Source organism: Streptomyces sp. DSM 118878 (assembly GCF_052936595.1).
The window spans coordinates 2,604,059-2,620,078 of sequence record NZ_CP193622.1; the positions used below are offsets into that span (position 1 = coordinate 2,604,059).

General features: G+C 70.5%; 12 protein-coding genes. 5 read left to right on the plus strand and 7 right to left on the minus strand.

From position 1 onward, the window contains the following. Positions 1–69 precede the first annotated feature (69 nt). On the minus strand, positions 70–3,612 hold the full coding sequence (gene dnaE, locus ACRAKF_RS11365) for a DNA polymerase III subunit alpha (RefSeq protein WP_447036829.1): 3,543 nt from the start codon (positions 3,610–3,612) through the stop codon (positions 70–72). 208 nt (positions 3,613–3,820) lie between these two features. Here dnaE and ACRAKF_RS11370 point away from each other — a divergent pair, with 208 nt between their 5' ends. From ACRAKF_RS11370 to ACRAKF_RS11385, 4 genes are all read left to right on the plus strand, one after another. Then, the gene (locus tag ACRAKF_RS11370) at positions 3,821–5,149 is read left to right on the plus strand and encodes a DUF2252 domain-containing protein (RefSeq protein WP_447036830.1); all 1,329 of its coding nucleotides are present in this window, start codon (positions 3,821–3,823) and stop codon (positions 5,147–5,149) included. A 51-nt stretch (positions 5,150–5,200) separates the two neighbouring features. Next, the gene (locus tag ACRAKF_RS11375; protein ID WP_447036831.1) at positions 5,201–5,887 is read left to right on the plus strand and encodes a hypothetical protein; all 687 of its coding nucleotides are present in this window, start codon (positions 5,201–5,203) and stop codon (positions 5,885–5,887) included. A gap of 41 nt (positions 5,888–5,928) precedes the next feature. Next, positions 5,929–6,729, plus strand: coding sequence for a DsbA family protein (locus tag ACRAKF_RS11380; RefSeq protein WP_447036832.1), 801 nt, complete (start codon positions 5,929–5,931; stop codon positions 6,727–6,729). Positions 6,730–6,809: 80 nt separating this feature from the next. Continuing rightward, positions 6,810–8,492, plus strand: coding sequence for an alkaline phosphatase D family protein (locus tag ACRAKF_RS11385; protein WP_447036833.1), 1,683 nt, complete (start codon positions 6,810–6,812; stop codon positions 8,490–8,492). Between the two features lie 15 nt (positions 8,493–8,507). Here the strand turns inward: ACRAKF_RS11385 and ACRAKF_RS11390 are convergent, their stop codons facing one another. Continuing rightward, the gene (locus ACRAKF_RS11390; RefSeq protein ID WP_447036834.1) at positions 8,508–9,077 is read right to left on the minus strand and encodes a dienelactone hydrolase family protein; all 570 of its coding nucleotides are present in this window, start codon (positions 9,075–9,077) and stop codon (positions 8,508–8,510) included. A 73-nt stretch (positions 9,078–9,150) separates the two neighbouring features. On the opposite strand from ACRAKF_RS11390, the gene ACRAKF_RS11395 reads away from it, so the two are divergent. Then, a complete protein-coding gene (locus ACRAKF_RS11395) occupies positions 9,151–10,263 on the plus strand; it encodes a mechanosensitive ion channel family protein (RefSeq protein ID WP_447036835.1) in 1,113 nt (370 codons plus the stop codon). Between the two features lie 25 nt (positions 10,264–10,288). On the opposite strand, the gene ACRAKF_RS11400 is transcribed toward ACRAKF_RS11395, so the two are convergent. From ACRAKF_RS11400 to ACRAKF_RS11420, 5 genes are all read right to left on the minus strand, one after another. After that, on the minus strand, positions 10,289–11,875 hold the full coding sequence (locus ACRAKF_RS11400) for a Na+/H+ antiporter (protein ID WP_447036836.1): 1,587 nt from the start codon (positions 11,873–11,875) through the stop codon (positions 10,289–10,291). An 85-nt stretch (positions 11,876–11,960) separates the two neighbouring features. Next, positions 11,961–12,494, minus strand: coding sequence for a GNAT family N-acetyltransferase (locus ACRAKF_RS11405; RefSeq protein WP_447036837.1), 534 nt, complete (start codon positions 12,492–12,494; stop codon positions 11,961–11,963). Further along, positions 12,491–13,432 carry an RluA family pseudouridine synthase gene (locus ACRAKF_RS11410; RefSeq protein WP_447036838.1) on the minus strand — a complete coding sequence of 314 codons (942 nt, stop codon included), beginning with the start codon at positions 13,430–13,432 and terminating at the stop codon, positions 12,491–12,493. The genes ACRAKF_RS11405 and ACRAKF_RS11410 overlap by 4 nt, the downstream gene beginning before the upstream one ends. Positions 13,433–13,481: 49 nt before the next feature. Beyond that, entirely contained in the window at positions 13,482–14,135 is a 654-nt protein-coding gene (gene lspA, locus ACRAKF_RS11415) for a signal peptidase II (RefSeq protein WP_447036839.1), read from the minus strand. A 174-nt stretch (positions 14,136–14,309) separates the two neighbouring features. Continuing rightward, complete coding sequence (locus ACRAKF_RS11420) at positions 14,310–15,575, minus strand: TraR/DksA C4-type zinc finger protein (RefSeq protein ID WP_447036840.1); 1,266 nt, start codon at positions 15,573–15,575, stop codon at positions 14,310–14,312. Positions 15,576–16,020 lie beyond the last annotated feature (445 nt).

Sequence of the window (16,020 nt, forward strand, 5' to 3'; positions counted from 1 at the left end):
GTGAGGGGCGCACCCGTTCTGGGTGCGCCCCTCACTGCGGTCACGCGCGGTGCCTCGCGGCGGTGTTGGTCAGCCCGCCAGGCAGGACGGACCGAGCAGCACCTTCAGGTCGCCGAAGAGCGCGGGGTCGGGCTTCACGCGGTGCCGGTCCAGCCGGAGCACCGTCGTCTTCTGGGCGCCCTGGAGCTTGATGCGCACCTCGCTGTTGCCCCGGTGGTGGCTGAGGACCTCGCCGAGGCGGGTGACCATCGGCGGGCTGACCTTCACCGTCGGAATGGTGATCACCACGGGCGCGTTGGTGCCCGCGTTCGACAGGTCGGGGACCTGGAGCTCCATCGCGACGAGGCGGGGCACGTCCTCGCGCTTGTCGAGGCGGCCCTTGACGAACACCACGGCGTCCTCGACCAGTTGCGTCGACACCAGTTGGTAGGTGGCCGGGAAGAACATGCACTCGATGGAGCCCGCGAGGTCCTCGACGGTGGCGATGGCCCAGGCGTTGCCCTGCTTGGTCATCTTGCGCTGGAGGCCGGAGATGATGCCGCCGATGGTGACGACCGAGCCGTCGGAGAAGTCACCGCCGGTGAGCTGGCCGATGCCCGCGTCGGCCTTGTCGGAGAGCACGTGCTCCAGGCCGAAGAGCGGGTGGTCGGAGACGTACAGACCGAGCATCTCGCGCTCCTGGGCGAGCAGGTAGGTCTTCTCCCACTCGTCCTCGGAGAACTCCACGTCGAGCCCGAAGCCCGGCTCGTCGCCGCCGGTCTCCTCGCCCATGCCGCCGAAGAGGTCGAACTGTCCCTCGGCCTCCTTGCGCTTGACCGCCACCACGTTGTCGATCATCGGCTCGTACTGGGCGGTCAGGCCCTTGCGGGTGTGCCCCATGGTGTCGAAGGCGCCCGCCTTGATCAGCGACTCCGTGGTGCGCTTGTTGCAGGCGGTCGCCTCGACCTTGTCGAGGTAGTCGGGGAAGGAGGTGAACTTCCCCTTCGCCTTGCGCGAGCGGATGATCGACTCCACCACGTTCGTGCCGACGTTCCGCACGGCCTCCAGGCCGAAGAGGATCACGTCGTCGCCCTGGGCGGCGAAGTTGTGCACCGACTCGTTGACGTTCGGCGGGAGCACCTTGATGCCCATGCGGCGGCACTCGTTCAGATAGACGGCCGACTTGTCCTTGTCGTCCTTGACCGAGGTCAGCAGGGCGGCCATGTACTCGGCCGGGTAGTTCGCCTTCAGGTAGGCGGTCCAGTAGGTGACCAGGCCGTACGCGGAGGAGTGCGCCTTGTTGAACGCGTATCCGGCGAAGGGGACCAGGACGTCCCACAGGGCCTGGATGGCCTCGTCGGAGTAGCCGTTCTTCCGGGCGCCGGCCTGGAAGAGGACGAAGTTCTTCTCCAGCTCCTCGGGCTTCTTCTTGCCCATCACGCGGCGCAGGATGTCGGCCTCGCCGAGGGAGTACCCGGCGACGATCTGGGCGGCCTTCTGCACCTGCTCCTGGTACACGATGAGGCCGTAGGTGAGGCCGAGCGTCTCCTTCAGGGGCTCTTCGAGCTCCGGGTGGATCGGCGTGATCTCCTGGCGGCCGTTCTTGCGCTCGGCGTAGTTGATGTGCGAGTTCATGCCCATCGGGCCCGGCCGGTACAGGGCCGAGACGGCGGAGATGTCCTCGAAGTTGTCGGGCTGCATCTGGCGGAGCAGCGAGCGCATCGGGCCGCCGTCGAACTGGAAGACGCCGAGCGTCTCACCGCGGCAGAGCAGTTCGAAGGTCTTCGGGTCGTCGAGCGGGAGCGAGAGCATCTCCAGGTCGATGCCCTTGTCGTTCCGCACCATCTTGACGGCGTCGTCCATGATGGTGAGGTTTCGCAGGCCCAGGAAGTCCATCTTGAGCAGGCCGAGCGACTCGCACTGGGGGTAGTCCCACTGCGTGATCGTCACGCCGTCGGTGTGCCGCGTCCAGAGCGGGGCGTGGTCGACGATCGGCTCGCTGGACATGATCACGCCGGCCGCGTGCACGCCCATCTGCCGGACGAGGCCCTCGACGCCCTTGGCGGTGTCGATGACCTTCTTCACGTCCGGTTCGTTCTCGTACATCCCCCGGATCTCGCCCGCCTCTCCGTAGCGCGGGTGCTTGGGGTCGGTGATGCCGGAGAGGTCGATGCCCTTGCCGAGGACGTCGGCGGGCATGGCCTTGGTGAGGCGGTCGCCCATCGCGTACGGATATCCGAGCACGCGCGCGGAGTCCTTGATCGCGTTCTTCGCCTTGATCTTTCCGTACGTGCCGATCATGGCGACCTTGTCGGCGCCGTACTTCTCCGTCACGTACCTGATCACCTCGACGCGCCTGCGCTCGTCGAAGTCGATGTCGACATCGGGCATGGAGACGCGCTCGGGGTTGAGGAACCGCTCGAAGATCAGTCCGTGCGTGATCGGGTCGAGGTCGGTGATGCCCATGGCGTACGCGACGATCGATCCGGCCGCGGAGCCACGGCCGGGGCCGACCGCGATGCCGTTGTTCTTGGCCCACATGATGAAGTCGGCGACGACCAGGAAGTACCCCGGGAACCCCATCTGGATGATGATGTCCATCTCGTACTCGGCCTGCTTCTGCCGGTCCTCGGGGACACCTCCCGGGTAGCGGCGCTCCATGCCGACCCGGACCTCCTCCTGGAACCAGGTGACCTCGGTGTAGCCCTCCGGGATGTCGAACTTCGGCATGAGGTCGCGCTTCTCGAACATGCCGGTGGTGTCGATCTGCTCGGCCACCAGGAGCGTGTTCCGGCAGCCCTCCTGCCAGGCGTCGGAGGAGTCGATGGCGTACATCTCGTCCGTCGACTTCAGGTAATACCCGGTGCCGTCGAAGCGGAAGCGGTCCGGGTCGGAGAGGTTCTTGCCGGTCTGGATGCAGAGCAGGGCGTCGTGCGCGACGGACTCGTGCGCGTACGTGTAGTGCGAGTCGTTCGTCACCAGCGGCGGGATGCCCAGCTTCTTGCCGACCCGCAGCAGGTCGTCGCGGACCCGGCGCTCGATGTCGATGCCGTGGTCCATCAGCTCCAGGAAATACCGGTCCTTGCCGAAGATGTCCTGGTACTCCGCCGCCGCCTTCACGGCCTCGTCGAACTGGCCGAGGCGGAGCCTGGTCTGCAGCTCGCCCGAGGGGCAGCCGGTGGAGGCGATGAGCCCCTCCGACCACTGGGAGATGGTCTCCTTGTCCATGCGGGGCCACTTCTGCAGCCAGCCCTCGGCATAGGCGTCCGACGACAGCTTGAAGAGGTTGTGCAGACCCGTGCTGTTCGCCGCCCAGATCGTCTTGTGGGTGTAGCCGCCCGAGCCCGACACGTCGTCGCGCTTCTGGTGCGGCTGGCCCCACTGGATCTTCCGCTTGTTCCTGCGCGACTCCGGCGCCACATACGCCTCGATGCCGATGATCGGCGTCACGCCCGCCTTCTGCGCGGAGTGGAAGAAGTCGTACGCCCCGTGGAGGTTGCCGTGGTCGGACATGGCGATGTGCGTCATGCCCATTTCATTGGCCGCATTGAACATGTCCTTGAGCCGCGCGGCACCGTCAAGCAGCGAGTACTGGGTGTGCACGTGCAGGTGCGTGAAGGGCGGCTTGGTCACGGCGGAAGGCCTCCGGGAAAACGGCGGGGAACAGGCTGCGGGCAGTCTGGGGGGACAGCGACGAAGTCTAATCCGGGGTGCCGACAGCGGACGGGCACTCGGGAGTACGGTCGTGCGTTGAAGGGGCGGAAAGGCTGTCCCGCCAGGGCGGAAAAAATTTCCCCGTCCCTCATGTCCCGCACCATCCTGTACCAGGAGGCACCCAGCGATGTCGGTCCCGCAGCCCACGGCTGAGCAGCGCGGCGAGGAGATCCTCGCCGTCTTCGGCACGGCGTTCGGCGAGCTGCTTGCCGCGGACCCCGCGGCCTTCCGGGTCAAGTTCCGGAAGATGGCGTCCTCCGCCTTCGCGTTCTACCGCGGCACGGCCTCTCTGTTCTACGCCGACCTGGAGCGCGAGCAGCACGGCGGGCCCTATCTCGACGACCGCACGGGCCGGGTGTGGATCCACGGCGACCTCCACGCCGAGAACTTCGGCACGTACATGGACGCCCAGGGCCGCCTGATCTTCAACGTGAACGACTTCGACGAGGCCTACGTCGGCCCCTTCACCTGGGACCTGAAGCGCTTCGCCGCCTCGGTGGCCCTCATCGGGTACACGAAGGCGCTCAGCGACGAGCAGATCACCGACCTGGTGCGGATCTACGCCGCGGCCTACCGCGAGCGGATCCACGACCTCGCGACGGGCGCCAAGAGCGACGAGGTGCCGCCCTTCACGCTGGACACCGCCCAGGGGCCCCTCCTGGACGCCCTGCGCGACGCCCGCGCCCTGACCCGCTTCGGGCTGCTCGACTCGATGACGGAGATCCGTGACTTCGAGCGCCGCTTCGCGTCGGGCGGCGGCTCCATCGAGCTCGACGCCGCCACGCGGTACAAGGTCCTCGCCGCCTTCGACGGCTATCTGGAGACCCTCCCGGAGTCCTCCCTGACCCGCCCGGACTCCTACCGCGTCAAGGACGTCGTGGGCCGGCGCGGCATCGGCATCGGCTCCGCGGGCCTGCCCTCGTACAACATCCTCCTGGAGGGCAACAGCGACGCCCTGGAGAACGACGTCGTGATCTACCTCAAGCAGGCGCAGACCCCGGCGGTCTCCCGCCACATCACCGACCCGGCCGTCCGCGGGTACTTCCAGCACGAGGGCCACCGCACGGTCATCTCGCAGCGCGCCCTCCAGGCGCACGCCGACCCCTGGCTGGGCTGGACCGAGCTGGGCGGCGTGGGCCAGCTCGTCGCCGAGGTGTCGCCGTACGCGGTGGACCTGGACTGGTCGGACATCGACGACCTGGACGAGATCGCCTCGGTCGTCGCCGACCTGGGCCGCGCCACCGCCACGATGCACTCCGCCGCGGACGACGAGAGCGGCCACTCCGATCTGGTGCCGTTCTCCACGGAGCGCGCCATCGACGCCGCCATCGCGGGCGACGAGGCGAGCTTCGGGGACCTGCTCGTGGACTTCGCGCACTCCTACGGCGCGCGGGCGCGGGCCGACCACCAGATCTTCGTCGACCTCTTCCGCAACGGCCGCATTCCGGGGCTGTGAGCCGCCCCCTTTGAGGACCCCCCACAGGAACACGTGACACACTCCTCCGCGATGGACATATCCGGGCCCCAGCTACGAGCCGTGCGCGCCGCGCTCTTCACGGCGCTCGTCGTGACGCTCTCCGCCGCGTCCCACGTGCTGCTCTCCCGGGTCCCCCTGCCGTCGGCCACGGTCATGGCGGTCGCCGCCGCCGTCTTCGTCCTCGCGTACGCGCTGGCGGGCCGCGAGCGGGGCTTCGGGCGGATCGCCGCCCTGCTGATCCCGCTGGAGCTGGCCGCGGACACGGTGTTCACCGCCGGCCAGCACGTCTGTTACGGCCAGGCGGGCGGTCCCGTGGCGGGTCCGCTGCGCTCCGTCGGCTTCGACGTGCTGTGCGGCGGGACGCCCGTCGGTACGCCGCTGGCGCGGATGACGGCCGAGGGGCACGGCGGCGCCTCGGTCCTGCTCGCCGAGGCCGACCCGGGCGCCGCCTGGCTGCTCCTCGGGGCGCACGTCGGCGTGGGCCTGCTCGCGGCGGCCTGGCTGCGGCGCGGCGAGCGGGCGCTCGCCCAGCTGCTGTGCGCCGTCGCGGCGGCCACGTTCCGGCCGCTGCTGCTCGCGGTCGCCCGGGTGACCGTCGCCCGGCCGCCCGTACGCCGGCTGCCGCGCCCGCGGCGCCGGGCGCGGGCCACCCGTACGCGGCTGCTCGTGCACTTCGTGGGGCGGCGTGGACCGCCGTGCTCGGCCCTCACCGCCTGAGCACGCACACCCCACGCAGTCACCCACACGGAGAAACGAACATGAGCAAGCGCAACAGCCAGGCCGCCAAGTCCGCCGCCCGCGAGCGGATCCGCGCCCAGCAGGAAGCCGAGCGCAAGCGCGAGAAGCGCAAGCAGGCGGCCATCGTCGGCGTCTCGATCGTCGCCGTCCTCGCGATAGCCGGCGGCGTCGGCTATGCCGTGATGAAGTCCGACGAGCCCTCGACGTGGGAGTCGGCCGCCGACGCGAAGGTGGTCACCCCGGACAACACCTCGGGCAAGGACGGCACCACGGTCACGATCGGCAAGTCCACCACCAAGAACACGGTGCACCTGTACGAGGACCCGCGCTGCCCCGGTTGCGCGGCCATGGAGCAGTCCATCGGCTCCGCGGTCGACAAGGGCATGAAGGACGGCGACTACAAGCTGTCCTTCACCATCGGGACGTTCCTCGACAACAACCTCTCGGGCGAAGGGTCCAAGAACGCCCTCAGTGCGCTCGGCGCCGCCCTGGACGTCAGCCCCGACGCGTTCCTCGAGTTCAAGACCGCCCTGTTCTCGGCGAAGTACCACCCCTCGGAGTCCACCGACGACTTCGCGAAGGACGACTACCTGATCAAGGTGGCGAACACCGTGGACTCCCTCAAGGGGAACAAGGAGTTCAAGAGCGCCGTCGAGAAGGGGAAGTTCGACCCCTGGGCCCTCAAGATGAGCGACTCCTTCCAGTCGGCCGAGGGCGTGGAGTCCACCCCCACCATCAAGATCAACGGCAAGGTGGTCGAGACGCCGAAGACCGCCGACGCCTGGCAGGCCACCTTGAAGAAGGCGGGCGTCACCAAGTAGCGGACCGCGCATCCTGACAGGGGGGCGAACTTATCGGGTTCGCCCCCCTGTGCGATTACCGATCAGTATCGTGATCGCCCGTGACCAGTCGAAACGATCTTCTTCAGTCGCTCAGCTCCCCGGCTCCCCACGGCCCGGACCGTCGTACCGTCGTCAAGGCGGCCGCCGCGGCCACCGCCGCGCTGGGCGTCCCGCTCGCCGCGGCTCCCGCGTACGCCGCGCAGGGGCCCGCCTTTCACCACGGGGTCGCCTCCGGGGACCCGCTGCCCGACGGGGTCCTGCTGTGGACCCGCGTGACGCCCACCGCCGACGCCGTGCCCGGCTCGGGCAAGGGCCCCGACATCACGGTGCGTTGGGAGATAGCCGAGGACAAGGGGTTCACCCGGGTCGTCGGCCACGGCAGCACCATCGCGCGGGCGGCCTCGGATCACACGGTCAAGGCCGACGTAAGGGGCCTGCGCCAGGCGGCCACCTATTACTTCCGCTTCTCGGTCGACGGCGACGCGGGGGACGTCCGCTCCCCCGTCGGCCGCACCCGCACCACCCCGGCGCACGACGCCGCCGCGCCGGGCGTCCGCTTCGGCGTGGTGTCCTGCGCCAACTGGGAGGCGGGCTACTTCTCCGCCTACCGCCACCTCGCGGCCCGCACCGAACTCGACGCGGTCCTGCACCTCGGGGACTACATCTACGAGTACAAGAGCGGCGAGTACCCGTCCGCCGAGGACGTCGTGCGGCAGCACGAGCCGAAGCACGAGATCATCACGCTCGCCGACTACCGCGCCCGGCACGGCGTCCACAAGACCGACCCCGACGCGCGGGCCATGCACGCCACGCACCCGGTCATCGCGATGTGGGACGACCACGAGTTCGCCGACAACGCCTGGTCGGGCGGTGGCGTGAACCACTCACCCCAGACCGAGGGGCCCTGGGCGCAGCGCATGGCCGCGGCCAAGCAGGCGTACTTCGAGTGGATGCCCGTGCGCCCCTCCACCGAGGGCACCGTCTACCGCCGCGTGCGCTACGGCAAGCTCGCCGATCTGCACCTGCTCGACCTGCGGTCCTTCCGCTCCGAGCAGGCGGGCACCGGCAGCGGCGAGGTCGACGACCCGGACCGCACGCTCACGGGCCGCGCCCAGCTCGACTGGCTGAAGGCGGGCCTCGCCTCGTCGGACGCGGCCTGGAAGCTGGTCGGCACCTCGGTGATGATCTCGCCGGTCGCCTTCGGTTCCCTGCCTGCCCATCTCCTGGAACCCCTCGCGGAACTGCTCGGCCTGCCCAAGGAGGGCATCGCGGTTAACGCCGACCAGTGGGACGGCTACACCGACGACCGCAAGGAGCTCATCTCCCACCTGCGCGACAACGACATCCGCAACACGGTCTTCCTGACCGGTGACATCCACATGGCGTGGGCGAACAACGTGCCGGTGAGGGCCGCCACGTACCCCTTGTCGCCCTCGGCCGCCACGGAGTTCGTGGTCACCTCGGTGAGCTCCGACAACGTCGACGACATGCTGGGCGTCGCCCCGCACACCGTCTCCCTGGTGGCCGCGGCCGCCGTCAAGGCCGCCAACCGCCATGTGAAGTGGCTGGACATGGACTCGCACGGCTACGGCGTCCTCGACGTCACCGCCGAGCGCTCGCAGATGGACTACTACGCCCTCTCCGACCGCACCGACCCCGACGCGACCTCCTCGTGGCTGCGCTCCTACCGCACGCTCAGCGGCACGCAGAAGGTCGAGCGGGCGGGCGCCCCGGTGCGCTGAGGCCCCCGGGGTCGGTCAGAGCGTCTCCAGGAAGCCGAGCGCCGTGCGCCACGTCGCCTCCGCGGCCAGGGCATCGTAGTCGTCCAGGTCGGGGTCGGTGTAGAGGTGCCCGGCGCCGGCGTAGCGGTAGACCTCCACGTCGGCTCCGGCCCGGCCCATCCGCAAGTACCAGGCGCTCAGCCAGTCGTCCGTCTCGAACGGGTCGGGCTCCGCCACGTGCAGCTGCACCGGCAGCTCGTCCACGGACGCGTTCTCCGCGATGTCGGAGGTGCCGTGCAGGAGGAGCAGACCGCGCGCCTTGGCGTCGCCCAGGGCGAGGGTCTGCGCGGTCGCGGCGCCGAGGGAGAAGCCCGCGTACACCAGGCCGCGCTCGGAGTAGGGCGCGGCGGCGAGGATCGCCCTCTTCAGGAGCTCGTCCTTGCCGACCTCCTCGTTGAAGGCCCTTCCCGACTCGACGTCGTCGAACGTGCGGCCCTCGAAGAGGTCGGGGGTCCACACCTCGTGTCCCGCGGCGCGCAGCCGGTCGGCGGCGGCGTGCACCGCGGGCCGCAGCCCGTACGTCGAGTGGAAAAGCATGATGTTCATGAGGCCATCGTGCCATCCGAGGCGGTACCCCTCCCCGAGGAGGCTTCACGGCGGTGCCCCTACCCTCGAAGGCATGGAGAACGTACTGCGTCCGTTGATCGTGATCGGCGGCTCGGTCGTGCTCACGGTGATCGTCGGCTGGCTGGCCGACGTGCTGTTGCGCCGAGCCGACGAACAGCACCACGACACCCCGCTCTGGGGGCTGCTGCGCCGCTGCCGCATCCCCCTCCACCTCACCCTGTGCACCGCCCTGCTGCGCAGCTCGTACGACCAGGCCGATCTCACCGACGAGAACTCATCGACCGTGGGCCAGATCCTCAACCTGGTCCTCATCGGCTCCGCGGCCTGGCTGGTGACCCGTATCTCCGCCGCGGTCGTCGAGTCCTCGTACGCCCGTTACGCGGCGGCCCACCGCGACCCCGCCCGGGTCCGCCGGGTGCGTACGCAGGTCACGCTCATCCAGCGCGTCGTCTCGGCCATCGTCGGGACCGTGGCCGTCGGCGCGATGCTGCTGACCTTCCCCGCGATGAAGGCCGCGGGCACCTCGCTCCTTGCCTCGGCGGGCATCATCGGCATCGTCGCCGGTGTCGCCGCCCAGTCCACCCTCGGCAACCTCTTCGCCGGCCTGCAGATCGCCTTCGGCGACATGGTGCGCATCGGGGACACCGTCGTCGTGGACGGCGAGTGGGGCACCGTCGAGGAGATCACGCTGACCTTCCTCGCCGTGCGCACCTGGGACGAGCGCCGGATCACGATGCCCGTGTCGTACTTCACGTCGAAGCCGTTCGAGAACTGGTCGCGCGGCGGGGCCCAGATGACCGGCACGGTCTTCTTCCACCTGGACCACTCGGCGCCGGTCCACCAGATGCGCGAGAAGCTCAGGGACGTCCTGCGGGACTGCGCGGCCTGGGACGGCCGTGACTGGGGTCTCGCCGTGACGGACACCACGCCGACCACGATGCAGGTCCGCGCCGTGGTCACCGCGAAGGACGCCGACGACATCTGGACGGTGCGGGTCACGGTGCGCGAGCAGCTCATCCAGTGGCTGACCGCGCACCACCCCTACGCGCTGCCGCGGGTCACCACGGCCTGGGCGGAGCCGTCGCCCGACGCGAGGCCGCCGTCGTCGAACGGCCACGTCCCGCGGCCCCTCCACAAGGAAATGCCGCGCACGGGCCGCGGCTGACCGCCCGCACCCCACGGGCCCCGGCTCAGCGCAGACTGCGTACGTCCAGCTGGTGCAGCACCCGGTCGACGACCTCCGGGTCTGCGCCGGGCTCGCTGCGCGCCGCGAGGACCTCGTGGCGGGCGGCCGACATCATCTCCCGCTGGATGCGCTGCACGGCCTTCACACGGTCCACGCGCTTGGCGTACCGCTCGCGCCGCTCCGCGTCGACCATGTCGGGGCTGATCCTCACCCCGATGTCGAAGGCGCCGCGCAGCAGCCGCTCGGAGACCTCCTCCGGCAGCTCCTCGACCTCCTCGATCTCCTTGAGGCGGCGCTTGGCGGCCTTGGCGGCCCGGATCGCGAGATCGCGCTCGATCTCCCGCTCCACCTGCCCGTCGGCGCGTACGCCGAGCTTCCTGACCAGCAGGGGCAAGGTGAGCCCCTGCACGACGAGGGTCGCCATGATGACGCAGAACGCGATGAAGATGATCTCGTCGCGGGCCGGGAACGGGGAGCCGTCGTCCGTCTTGAGCGGGATGGCGAGCGCCAGGGCCACGGACGCCACGCCGCGCATGCCGGCCCACCACATCACGACCGTCTCGCGCCAGGTCGTCGGGATCTCCTCCTCGACGTCCCTGCGCCGGTGCAGCCGCTTGGCGAGCCAGGTCGCGGGCAGCAGCCACAGCAGCCGTACGCCGACGACGGTCACGACGATCGCCGCGCCCCAGCCGGCCATCTCCCACTCGCGGCCGCTCGCGACGCCGAAGACGTTGTGCAGCTCCAGGCCGATGAGTCCGAAGGCGGCGCCGGTCACCAGGGTGTCGACGATCTGCCAGAAGGTCTGGCCGGTGATCCGGCCGAGGACGTCGTCGGCGTCGACCGCGTTCTCCGCGAGGTAGAGCGCGGTGGTGAGGACGGCGAGCACACCGGAGCCGAGCAGCTCCTCGGCGAGCACATAGCTGACGAACGGCACGAGCAGCGTCAGGCCGGTCTGCAACGTGGCGTCGCCGAGCAGCCCCATGACCTTGTTGGTGATCCAGCCGAGGACGAGCCCGACGGCCACGGCCACCACGGCGGACAGCACGAGCCGGCCCACGGCGGACGGCCAGGAGAAGGTGCCGCTCACCGCCGCCGCGATCGCCACGTGGTAGAGGACGATCGCCGTGACGTCGTTGAACAGCCCCTCGCCCTCCAGGATCGACACGAGCCTGCGGGGCAGTCCGAGCGAGCCCGCCACGGCGGTCGCGGCGACCGGGTCGGGCGGCGCGACGAGCGCCCCGAGCGCGACGGCCGCGGCGATCGGCAGGCCGGGCACGACGGTACTGGCCACCGCGGCGACCACCGCGGTCGTCACGAACACCAGCGCCACGGCGAGCAGGAAGATGGGCCGTCTGTTGGCCGCGAACTGCCGCCACGAGGTGCGCTGCACGGCGGCGTAGAGCAGCGGGGGCAGGACCAGCGGAAGGATGTAGTCCGGCGGGATCTCCACATTGGGCACGAACGGCAGCAGGGCCATGCCGATCCCGGCCAGCGTCATCAGGACCGGTGCGGGCAGCCCGAGCCGGTCCCCGAGGGGCACGCTGACCACGGCACCCAGCAGCAAGATGAGCAGCAGCGCCAGTTGGTCCACGGTGCGCCCTCCGAGGTCGAGAAAGGGACGATCAAGACCTCAACCCTGCCACGCGTCACCCACGAACCGGATCAATGCCCCCCGGTCACCCGCTCGCGGCGACGGCCTCCGACGGCTCTTGCCCGGTCCGGAGGGGGTGCCGGGTGACACAGGCTTTGAGGGACTTCCGCATCGCGCGGTGCGGGATGTCCGCGTCAGGGAAGACCGGGCCGTACGCCTCGTACCCCAGGCGTTCGTAGAAACCCAGGGCGTGGGTCTGCGCGTGCAGGTCGACCGCCGTCAGGCCACGCGCGCGTGCCTCGTCCTCGATGGCCGCGACCAGCTTCGCCCCCACGCCGAGCCCGCGCGCGCTCTGGAGCACCGCGAGGCGTCCGAGCGCGCCGATCCCGGTCTCCCCGCCGTTCTTCGCGGCGGCGGCGGCGCCGGTCAGGAGGCGGCCCGTGCCGAGCGGGGTGCCGTCCTCGCGCACGGCCAGGACGTGGACCGCCCCGGCGTCGTACGCGTCGTACTCAAGGTCGTGGGGCACCTGCTGCTCGACCACGAAGACCTCTTTGCGGACCGCGAAGCAGGCCTCCAGGTCGTCCGGGGCGTGGGTGACCCGGACCGTGACCTCGCTCACGAGCTCTCCGCCCGCACCCGGTCGAGGGCCTGCTGGAGGTCCTCGGGGTACTGGCTCTCGAACTCGACCCACCGGCCGTCGCCCGGGTGCTCGAAACCGAGCCGGACGGCGTGCAGCCACTGGCGGGTGAGACCGAGCCGCTTGGCGAGCGTGGGGTCCGCGCCGTACGTCAGGTCGCCGACGCAGGGGTGGCGGTGTGCCGCCATGTGGACGCGGATCTGGTGCGTGCGGCCGGTCTCCAGCTTGATGTCGAGCAGGGAGGCGGCGCGGAAGGCCTCTATGAGGTCGTAGTGCGTGACGGAGGGCTTGCCCTCGGCCGTGACCGCCCACTTGTAGTCGTGGTTGGGGTGGCGGCCGATGGGGGCGTCGATGGTGCCGCTCATCGGGTCGGGGTGGCCCTGCACCAGCGCGTTGTACCGCTTGTCGACCGTGCGCTCCTTGAACTGGCGCTTCAGCGACGTGTACGCCCGCTCGGACTTGGCGACCACCATGAGGCCGGAGGTGCCCACGTCCAGGCGGTGCACGATGCCCTGGCGCTCGGCGGCGCCGGACGTCGAGATGCGGTACCCCGCGGCGGCGAGGCCGCCGATCACGGTCGTGCCGGTCCAGCCGGGGCTCGGGTGCGCGGCCACGCCGACCGGCTTGGCGATCACGACGATGTCGTCGTCGTCATGGACGATCTCCATGCCTTCGACGGGCTCGGCCACGATCTGCACCGGCGCGGCCGCCTGCGGCATCTCCACTTCCAGCCAGGCGCCGCCGTGCACCCGCTCCGACTTCCCGACCACCGAGCCGTCGACCGAGACCTTCCCCGCCGCGGCGAGCTCGGCGGCCTTCGTACGGGAGAAACCGAACATGCGCGAGATGGCGGCGTCGACGCGCTCGCCCTCCAGGCCGTCCGGCACGGGCAGGGTGCGGATCTCGGGAATCGTACTCACCCATTGAGTATGCAGGAGCCCACCGACACTCCCGCACCACGCGGTGCCGTCAGTCCTTGTGGACGGTGCCGTCCGGGTCGAGTCCGCGGAAGGACAGCAGCACGATCAGGATGCCGCCGCAGACGATCGCCGAGTCCGCGAGGTTGAAGACCGCGAAGCCCTTGGGGGCGATGAAGTCGACCACCGCGCCCTCGAAGACGCCGGGCGCGCGGAAGATCCGGTCGGTGAGGTTGCCGAGCGCCCCGCCGAGCAGCAGGCCGAGCGCGATCGCCCAGGGCAGGCTGTAGAGCTTGCGGGCGAGCCGGGCGATCACCACGATGACACCCGCCGCGATGCAGGTGAAGATGATCGTGAAGGCCTCGCCGAAGCCGAAGGCGGCGCCCGCGTTGCGGATGGCGTTGAAGCGCAGCCACTCGCCGAGGATGTCGATCGGCTCGTGGTGCTCCAGCTTCGCGACCACGATCATCTTGCTGATCAGGTCGAGGGCGTACGCGACGGTGGCCACGGCGAAGAGCACGGCGATCCTGCGCCTGCCCCTGGACTTCGTCCCGTCCTGGCCGGCGTCCTCGTCCGGCTTCTCCGCCGCGGGGTCGCCGGATGTGCCGGCCGCCGTCTCATCCGCGTCCGAGCCGGACCGCTCCGGCTCGGACCCGGCCGTCCCGGGGATGTCCGGCGTACCGATGATGCGCTCCGCCTCTGCCACGTGAGTCCCTCAACCTTAGGTACCTGACTGGGGACGAGGGTACGGCACACACGTACGGGCACAGGCGCTCAGGTCCACAGGGCGCTCAGGGGGCGCGGCTCCCGCTTCCGCGCCCCCTGTGGGCTCAGTGGCGTCGCTCCCGCTCCTGCGCGCCCTGCTCCCCCTGTGTGTTCATCAGCGCCGTTCCTGCTTCTGCTTGCACTCCACGCACAGGGTCGCGCGCGGGAAGGCCTGCATGCGCGCCTTGCCGATGGGGTTGCCGCAGTTCTCGCAGAGTCCGTACGTCCCCGCGTCGAGCCGCTCAAGGGCGCGCTCGGTCTGCTCCAGCATCTCGCGCGCGTTGGCGGCCAGCGCCATCTCGTGCTCCCGCGTGATGTTCTTCGTACCGGTGTCCGCCTCGTCGTCGCCCGCCCCGTCGCCGGAGTCCCGCATCAGGCCCGCGAGGGCCGTCTCCGAGGACGCGATCTCGCTGCTCAGCCGCAGTGCCTCGCTCTGTAGCTCGGCGCGCGCCTCGTCGACCTCGTCCGGGGTCCATGGGTCCTCGCCGGGACGGACCGCGAGCTCGCCGGGCTCCGCCGCGGCGGCACGCGCCTTGGGGACCGCCGACGGATTCTTCGCCGCGGTCGCCGTGCCCGGAGTCTTCTTCGCAACCACTGTCGTGGCTCCCGTCGTCTCCGCGGCCTCAGCCGCACCTTCGGCCGCGGACGCGACCGATTCTTCCGAGCTCCGCCCGGCCCCACGCACCTTCCGAGCACCTTGCTCAGCCGCGCCTTGCTCAGCCGTTCCTTGCCCGGCCATGTCGCGCCCGGCCGTGTCCTGCTCGGTCGCGCCTTGCCCGACCGTGTCCTGCCCGACCGTGTCCTGCCCGGCCGCGTCCTGCCCGGCCGTGTCCTGCTCGGTCGCGCCTTGCCCGACCGCGTCCTGCCCGGCCGCGTCCTGCCCGGCCGCGTCTTCCCCAGCCGTGCCCTCCTCGGCCGTGCCTTGCCCGGCCGCCGTGCCCCGCCCGGGCGTCTCCGGTTCCGGGGCGCTCCTCTCGACGGCCGCCTTCTTCACGGGGCCCGGCTTCGGGGCGGCGCTCTCGGTGTCCGTGCCGTTCCCCGCCTCCCTGGCCACGGCTTTCTTGGCCGGGGCCTTTTTCGCCGGGGCCTTCTTCGCCGCCGCCTTCTTGGCCACCGCCTTCTTGGCCACCGCCTTCTTCGCCGCCGCCTTCTTGGCCACCGCCTTCTTCGCCGCCGCCTTCTTGGCCACCGCCTTCTTCGCCGGGGCCTTGGTGGCCGTCTTCTTCGCGGGGGGCTCCTCGGCCGCCGCCTTCTTGCCCGCGGTCTTCTTGGCCGCCGCCTTCGCCACCGCGGGCTTCGGCGCGGGCCCGGTCTGTGCCTCGTCGCCCGCGGTGGATCTGCCGGACACCGAATGCTGTACGGCGGTCTTCTTCGCCACCATGGCCGCGGCCCCTTCACATATTGTGATCTTGCACGCGAATCGTGCTGGGACGATAAATCGACTCCAGGCCCGCGGCAACGGGGCACGCCGCCCGATCCGCCCGCCACGCGGGTCCCGCGCGGCGAGCCTGCAAGCGTTGTGCCCAGCTCCCCGGCGGGTAATCCGCCGCCACGCGCCCGCGGCGATCACCTCGCCCCGCATGTCGCCATTCGGGTCACCCGACGGCCCCGGCCCGGCACCCCGCGCGGCTCCCGGAAAACCGGTCGGCCGCGCCGCCCCGGGCGCCGTACACTGGGCGCCAGCGAGAAGCGTGGATGGGGACGAGTAGCGGCGTACGCAGCCATGAGCGACCCGGGGACGGTGCGAGCCCGGGGGCCGGCGCGACGTGAAGATCACCCCGGAGCCGCCGGAAGAACGCCGAGGCGTGACAGCCCAGGCCAGTAGA

What these genes read in the sequence shown, in the direction of transcription:
- ACRAKF_RS11370 (WP_447036830.1), top strand. Translation starts at nt 3,821, where the DNA reads ATGTCGGTCCCGCAGCCCACGGCTGAGCAGCGCGGCGAGGAGATCCTC.
- ACRAKF_RS11390 (WP_447036834.1), bottom strand. Translation starts at nt 9,077, where the DNA reads ATGAACATCATGCTTTTCCACTCGACGTACGGGCTGCGGCCCGCGGTG.
- ACRAKF_RS11375 (WP_447036831.1), top strand. Translation starts at nt 5,201, where the DNA reads ATGGACATATCCGGGCCCCAGCTACGAGCCGTGCGCGCCGCGCTCTTC.
- ACRAKF_RS11380 (WP_447036832.1), top strand. Translation starts at nt 5,929, where the DNA reads ATGAGCAAGCGCAACAGCCAGGCCGCCAAGTCCGCCGCCCGCGAGCGG.
- ACRAKF_RS11395 (WP_447036835.1), top strand. Translation starts at nt 9,151, where the DNA reads ATGGAGAACGTACTGCGTCCGTTGATCGTGATCGGCGGCTCGGTCGTG.
- ACRAKF_RS11420 (WP_447036840.1), bottom strand. Translation starts at nt 15,575, where the DNA reads ATGGTGGCGAAGAAGACCGCCGTACAGCATTCGGTGTCCGGCAGATCC.